A 5,705-nucleotide genomic window follows, 5' to 3' on the forward strand; every position below is an offset into this window, starting at 1 on the left:
CTTGGCAACGTGCCAGACTTGGTTGACGCCGTCACCGGTTGTATCCCCTGGCTTGGTATCTTTGACCCAGCTGTAAAGTGGCATGCCTTTGTATGCCCATTGTTTTGTGCCATCGTCTCGAGTGACGACAGAGTAATCATGACCCGCTTTCGCATCTGCGGATACCGGTAAAGGTGGCCAGTTTGCAGCGCATGGCCCATTGCAGACCGACTTGCCCGAGGTGTCCTTGCCGAAGGTATAAAGAGTCATTCCTTTCGCATCTACGAGTACTTTTCCCTTATCCGTTTCAGCAACCTTGACTGGCGCATCGGCGAACGCGAAACCCGACATGCAGCAGGCGGCAACAGCGACGGTGAGAATCATCTTTTTGAACATACGTATTTCCTTTGGTTTTTTTAATTTTTAGAAGACTCACCTGCTATTGGAAACAGCAAGCGATCAGACAGTATACGAGCCACAAACAGTTTTATTCGACTCCCTAGAAAAAACGTCCCGATATCATTTTTTGCTGGAATCCTGAGCTCCCCCGACCCTGCTCTTTACTCAATTTAGCAAAGCGACGCTCACGGTCAAGCATCACTAGCTCATCTCAATGAGCGACGGCGATTCATCATCCAGAACTCATCACGTTCACTCATTATTATTCACTTGGTCGTGGAGTATCAGCAGGCCTCCATGAAGGCCTGCGCTGTTCAATCAGTCGGGCTTTAGCGTCGACACCACCTTGTTGCTGGCGAGATCGACTGTGGAGATACTCAAGTCCTCATTGAGGACATACGCCTTCGACTTGTCTTTGGTGAAGACAATGGCCTGGCGAGGTGCCTTCAAACCGGTCACAGTGGTGGTCACTTTCAGCGTTTTGGTGTCGATCACTGAAAGGCTGTTGTCACCGAGGTTACCCGAGTAGACGTGCAGCCCGTCTGGAGTCAGGGCTGCGCCGTAGGGGTCTTTGCCCACCATGACGGTGGTTGTGATGGCGCGCTTTTGAGTGTCGACAACTGCGATGCTGTTACTGCCGCTGTTAGCCGCGTACAGCGTATTGCCGTCCGCCGATATGGAGATGGCGCGCAACTTGTTGAAGCCAGTGATCTCACCTTCGATCGTATTGGTCTTGCTGTCGACCAGGGTAATTTTGTCCCCAAGAAAGTTGGTGACATAGACGGTTTTGCCGTCAGGGCTTACTCGGATACCTTGGCGCGGTTGGGAGAAACCAGGTACCACAGCTACTGGTCGCTGGTGATCAAGGTCAATGACCGACAGCGTGCTGGCCGCTTCATTGTTGACGTAGAGCAGGCTTCCGTCCTTGCTGAGTGTGGTACCAAAAGCACCTGCGCCCAATGGAATATCTGCGATCACTTTTAAAGTCTTGGTGTCAATCTTGCGCACGACCCCCAAACTGCTGTCGGAGAGGTAGAACACATCGCCCGTTGGCGAAAACACAATATTTCGCGGCGTGACGTAGCCGGTGAGAACCTGGCGAACCTTACCGGTTTTCAAATCATAAACCACTACATCTGGACGCTGACTGTAAGAGACCACCGCCGTCGTTTCATCAGGGCTGACAGCCAGCGAGTTGTTGTGGATATCGCCGTCAAACGTCCAGCGGTCTTCCGCAGCCAACGCGCTCATAGAGGTGGCTAACGCAACACCCAACGTCAGGGCTGTGACGGTTTTCTTTATCACATTCATCAGAGTTTCCTCATAAGGGTAAGCAAGGCATCCACTCGCGCCTTGGCAGATACAACTCGTTCATCGCTGCTGGGCAATGAGTTGACCTTATGCGTCTTTGATAAATTCCGGAAACAACTTGTTTTGGTAGCTCTTACCTGTTTTATAAATAGATCTAGCTATTTCTGGCTCACGAATTGACTGCAGTTCTCCCAGAATCGCTCAAGCCCAGGCGAGATGTATTTGTCCCGGTGGCGGATCAGAAAAAAACGTCGGGTCAGTGCAGGCAAGGCGTGCGGCAGTTCAACCAGGACTTCAGAGGCCAGTAGATCCCGAACGACCCAGCGGGACAGGCAACTGATGCCGATGCCTTGTGCGAGGGTATGCTTGATAGACTCTGAACTGCCGATCTGGCGCGTTTCGGAGAGATCGTGCAGATGACGCAGCAGCAATTGCTCGACTTCTTCGCGGGTACCAGAACCTGGCTCGCGCAGTAGCCATTCAGCAGTACGAAGGTCGTCAAGTGTGACCTGCTGCTTTAGTGCCAAGGGGTGCCGTTGTCCTGCGACAATAAGCAGCTCATCAACAAGCCAAGGCTCGGCACTGAGTTCGGGGAGGTGGCAAGGCCCCTCGATCAGGCCCATATCAATCTCGAAATCGGCGACTCGTCTTGCGACCGCCATGCTATTGGCCATGTCGACATCGACCCTCAAAGGTGATGCTGATCGACGCAGCTCACCGAGAATCAATGGCAGAACATAATTGCCTATCGTGGTACTGCATCCTACCCGCAAGCGTGTTTTCAGCCCGGCATGGCCTGGAAAGAAACTGGCCTCTATCTGTTGTGCATTCTCAAGCATCCTTCTGGCTTGAGGCAGTAAGGCATGGCCGTTATCGTTCAGCACTAAACGCTTGCCGACACGGTCGAACAGCCTGGTATCCAAGGCGTTTTCCAACTCGTTGAGTGCGGCGCTGGTTGCAGATTGGGACAGTGACACCGAAATGGCTGCGCTGGTGGTGCTACCGTGTTGCGCGACGGCGCAGAAAATTTGTAGCTGACGCAGGCTAAGCTTCAAGGGATCTACCTTCTTAATAGGTAATATAAACCTATACTATCCGTTTTTACCGCTATGCCCACCAACCTATACTTCAGCCATGTCATATTGACGGCTAACTGAAGCGGGAGCGCGAAAATGAGTGATACACGACTCGCAGCTATCATGGGCGGCAGCCATCCCCTGGCGGCCTTGTCCAATCCACGAGAAGCGATCCGGCAGTTCACACCCAACTGGTTCGCCGCCACGATGGGCACCGGGATTCTGGCTCTGGCTCTGGGCCAACTGCCTTTTGCTGCGCAGTGGCCCAAAGCGTTAGGGGAAGCTTTGTGGTTTTTTAATATCGTGCTGTTTTGCCTGTTTACGCTGATGTACGCGAGCCGTTGGGTGTTGTTCTTCGATGAGGCCAAACAGATCTTCGGCCACTCCACTGTATCGATGTTTTTTGGAACCATCCCCATGGGATTGGCGACCATCATTAACGGTTTTCTCCTTTATGGTTTGCCACGCTGGGGGGATGGGGTAGTCGCTTTAGCGGAAGTGTTGTGGTGGATCGATGTCGCCATGGCATTGGCCTGCGGGGTGCTGATCCCTTACATGATGTTTACCCGCCAGCAGCACAGCATCGATCAGATGACAGCGGTATGGTTGCTGCCAGTAGTTGCGGCTGAGGTGGCTGCCGCGAGTGGCGGTCTATTGGCTCCGCACCTCGCTGACGCTAGCGCACAGTTCACCATGCTCATCACCAGCTACGTGCTGTGGGCCTACTCGGTGCCCGTCGCCTTGAGCATCCTGGTGATCCTGTTACTGCGCATGGCGCTGCACAAACTACCTCATGAAAGCATGGCAGCATCGAGCTGGCTGTCTTTAGGGCCGATCGGTACCGGAGCTTTGGGGATGTTGGTGCTGGGCAAAGATGCTCCAGCGATCTTTGCTGCTCATGGAATGGCAAGCATCGGCGTCGTAGCCGAGGGCATTGGCTTGATCGGTGGTGTGCTGTTCTGGGGGCTGGGATTGTGGTGGATGGTATTGGCGCTGCTAATTACCGGGCGCTACTTCAGGGAGGGCATCCCCTTCAACCTCGGCTGGTGGGGCTTCACCTTTCCGCTGGGAGTGTACGCCGTAACAACCCTCAAATTGGGCTCTATGCTGCACCTCACGTTCTTTAGCTTCTTTGGCGTGGCACTGGTGTTGATGCTCACCGTCATGTGGATGATCGTCGCGGCCAAAACCCTGGCGGGTGCCTATCGCGGCAACTTGTTCGTCTCGCCGTGTATTGCCTCACTGAGCAAGGCGGGCAAAACCTGAGCCTTTGGCTACTCGATCGACTGTTTGGCGTGACGCAATGTGGACAAAATGCGCTGCCTAACATTCGGGTGAGTGCAAACAGAAAGGGGACTGGGGTGTGGCATTTTCAGCAATGAAAAATCAGGGAAGGCGAGCCGAACACGCGGTATGGCTTTCTGGGCAACACGTCCGGCAAATACGATAGTGACGAGATCAGGAAAAAGCGTCAGTAGCGTGATCAGCATCTCGATACCTTCGTCGATTTGCGCTCTGCGGAGCGCACCCTTGGGCTTTTCGAGATCTGGTAGCCAAGGGTACAAATTCCAAAGGACGGTTTCGTGACGTGCCAGCCCACCCTGCTCAATGAAACCTTTGAGGTTGCGTTGTGCAGGCCCCGCATTGTCTCTTGAGACGTACCGTGGAAGACTGATCGTTCGAGCGGGCGATTCCAACAAAATCAATACCCTTGCGAAGACGCCACCATCCAGCGGATCGAAATACGGTAATGTTCTTTCGCCCGTTGACTGGGCCGTTACCCAGCGCGTCAATTCAGCAATTTTCGGCAGCAGCAAAAAGTCTTCTCTTTCCTTCAGAGAAATTTCCTGATCTGCGCTCTTCTGATTGAGTAACACTACTTGGAAGCCTCCCTCTGCAGGTTGTACGCCGCTACCGATTTACGAATCTCTTCCCGCACCTCATCTGCGTTCCGCCAACGCCCCATCTTCACCCATTTACCTCGCTCCAGTCCCTTGCAGTTTTCAAAAAATGCTGAATCTGAGCGAGTCATAGCGCGGGAGCTCGCACCTTGCGCAACTCGTCAGCGTGGTTGCGCAACGGTGCGCAGCGTTTCATCGTGATGACGCATATCACCGAGCTCCGGGTAATGATGGGAAATGCTTGGCCCGGTAAATAGCCTGCAGAATCGGCTTGAGCATCATCTGCTCAATCTTATCTTTTTGGGCGACTTTAAGAAGGTGTTGGGCAAGCGCGGGCACGCTCAGGTGGTGCCAGAAATTTGTAACTCGAGCCCGGCTAGCACCAGGGACATAGAGCTGCAAAACTGTCAGGCGATCTTGGCGATGTCCGGTCATTTCTCTTCCCCTATAGGAGCCACTTTCCGCTCGCTGGCAGATTCACTTTGAGCATGAAATTGCTTGATATCTGAGAGCCGGATTTCCTCCGGCAGAGGACGGTGATGTTTGCTGTGACCCACGCGCTGGGCGTGATAGATCCCGGTATGCCCGGATACGAGGTAACTTGCGATACAAGCAATGGCTGCAAGCGGAGCAATTTCAGGGCCGAAGAGCTCCATGGCCATGACAATGGTTGCCAGTGGCGTATTAGCTGCGCCAGCGAAGACGGCCACAAAACCGATACCAGCCAGCATGCCGAAGGGGAGATGTAAGAGGGGCGCTAGCGCGCTCCCCAAGGTGGCTCCAATGTAAAACAGCGGAGTGACTTCGCCGCCCTTGAATCCAGTCCCCAGGGATACAACGGTGAACAACATCTTTCCAAGCCAGTCCCAAGGATCCATTGGCATGTGAAAGGATTGGACGATGCTCGGAATGCCCAGTCCGATGTATTTATCGACGTCGATGTAATGGTTACCACTGAGCGCCCACACGGCGACTGCGATCAGCAGGCCTCCGGCGAAGGGGCGTAATGGCGAATAGGAGATAAGTCGTTTAACGAAAG

Annotated in this window: 7 protein-coding genes and 1 pseudogene; 1 reads left to right on the plus strand and 7 read right to left on the minus strand. The window is 53.7% G+C overall.

From position 1 onward, the window contains the following. From AO388_RS21925 to AO388_RS21935, 3 genes are all read right to left on the minus strand, one after another. On the minus strand, window positions 1-375 hold a 375-nt coding region (locus AO388_RS21925; protein WP_058417114.1), incomplete at its 3' end, for a COG4315 family predicted lipoprotein. Between the two features lie 321 nt (window positions 376-696). Further along, on the minus strand, window positions 697-1,689 hold the full coding sequence (locus AO388_RS21930) for a beta-propeller fold lactonase family protein (RefSeq protein ID WP_044325037.1): 993 nt from the start codon (window positions 1,687-1,689) through the stop codon (window positions 697-699). A gap of 158 nt (window positions 1,690-1,847) precedes the next feature. Continuing rightward, window positions 1,848-2,744 (minus strand): LysR family transcriptional regulator, encoded by an 897-nt coding sequence (locus tag AO388_RS21935; protein ID WP_054069862.1) that lies wholly within the window; start codon window positions 2,742-2,744, stop codon window positions 1,848-1,850. A gap of 117 nt (window positions 2,745-2,861) precedes the next feature. On the opposite strand from AO388_RS21935, the gene AO388_RS21940 reads away from it, so the two are divergent. Continuing rightward, on the plus strand, window positions 2,862-4,031 hold the full coding sequence (locus tag AO388_RS21940; protein ID WP_054069861.1) for a TDT family transporter: 1,170 nt from the start codon (window positions 2,862-2,864) through the stop codon (window positions 4,029-4,031). Between the two features lie 8 nt (window positions 4,032-4,039). On the opposite strand, the gene AO388_RS21945 is transcribed toward AO388_RS21940, so the two are convergent. The 4 genes and pseudogenes from AO388_RS21945 to AO388_RS21955 all read right to left on the minus strand — a co-directional run. After that, a complete protein-coding gene (locus AO388_RS21945; protein WP_054069860.1) occupies window positions 4,040-4,642 on the minus strand; it encodes a uracil-DNA glycosylase in 603 nt (200 codons plus the stop codon). Beyond that, window positions 4,642-4,793: pseudogene (locus AO388_RS29770) on the minus strand (inorganic diphosphatase); the annotation flags it as partial. The gene AO388_RS21945 and the pseudogene AO388_RS29770, both read right to left, overlap by 1 nt. An 83-nt stretch (window positions 4,794-4,876) precedes the next feature. After that, window positions 4,877-5,101: a hypothetical protein gene (locus tag AO388_RS21950; protein WP_234710515.1), complete on the minus strand. Its 225-nt coding sequence runs from the start codon at window positions 5,099-5,101 to the stop codon at window positions 4,877-4,879. Beyond that, window positions 5,098-5,705: chloride channel protein (locus AO388_RS21955; protein WP_177343136.1), on the minus strand; the 608-nt coding region annotated here is incomplete at its 5' end. The genes AO388_RS21950 and AO388_RS21955, both read right to left, overlap by 4 nt.

The organism is Pseudomonas sp. ICMP 10191 (assembly GCF_001467335.1).
GTDB classification, from domain to species: Bacteria; Pseudomonadota; Gammaproteobacteria; order Pseudomonadales; family Pseudomonadaceae; genus Aquipseudomonas; species Aquipseudomonas cerasi.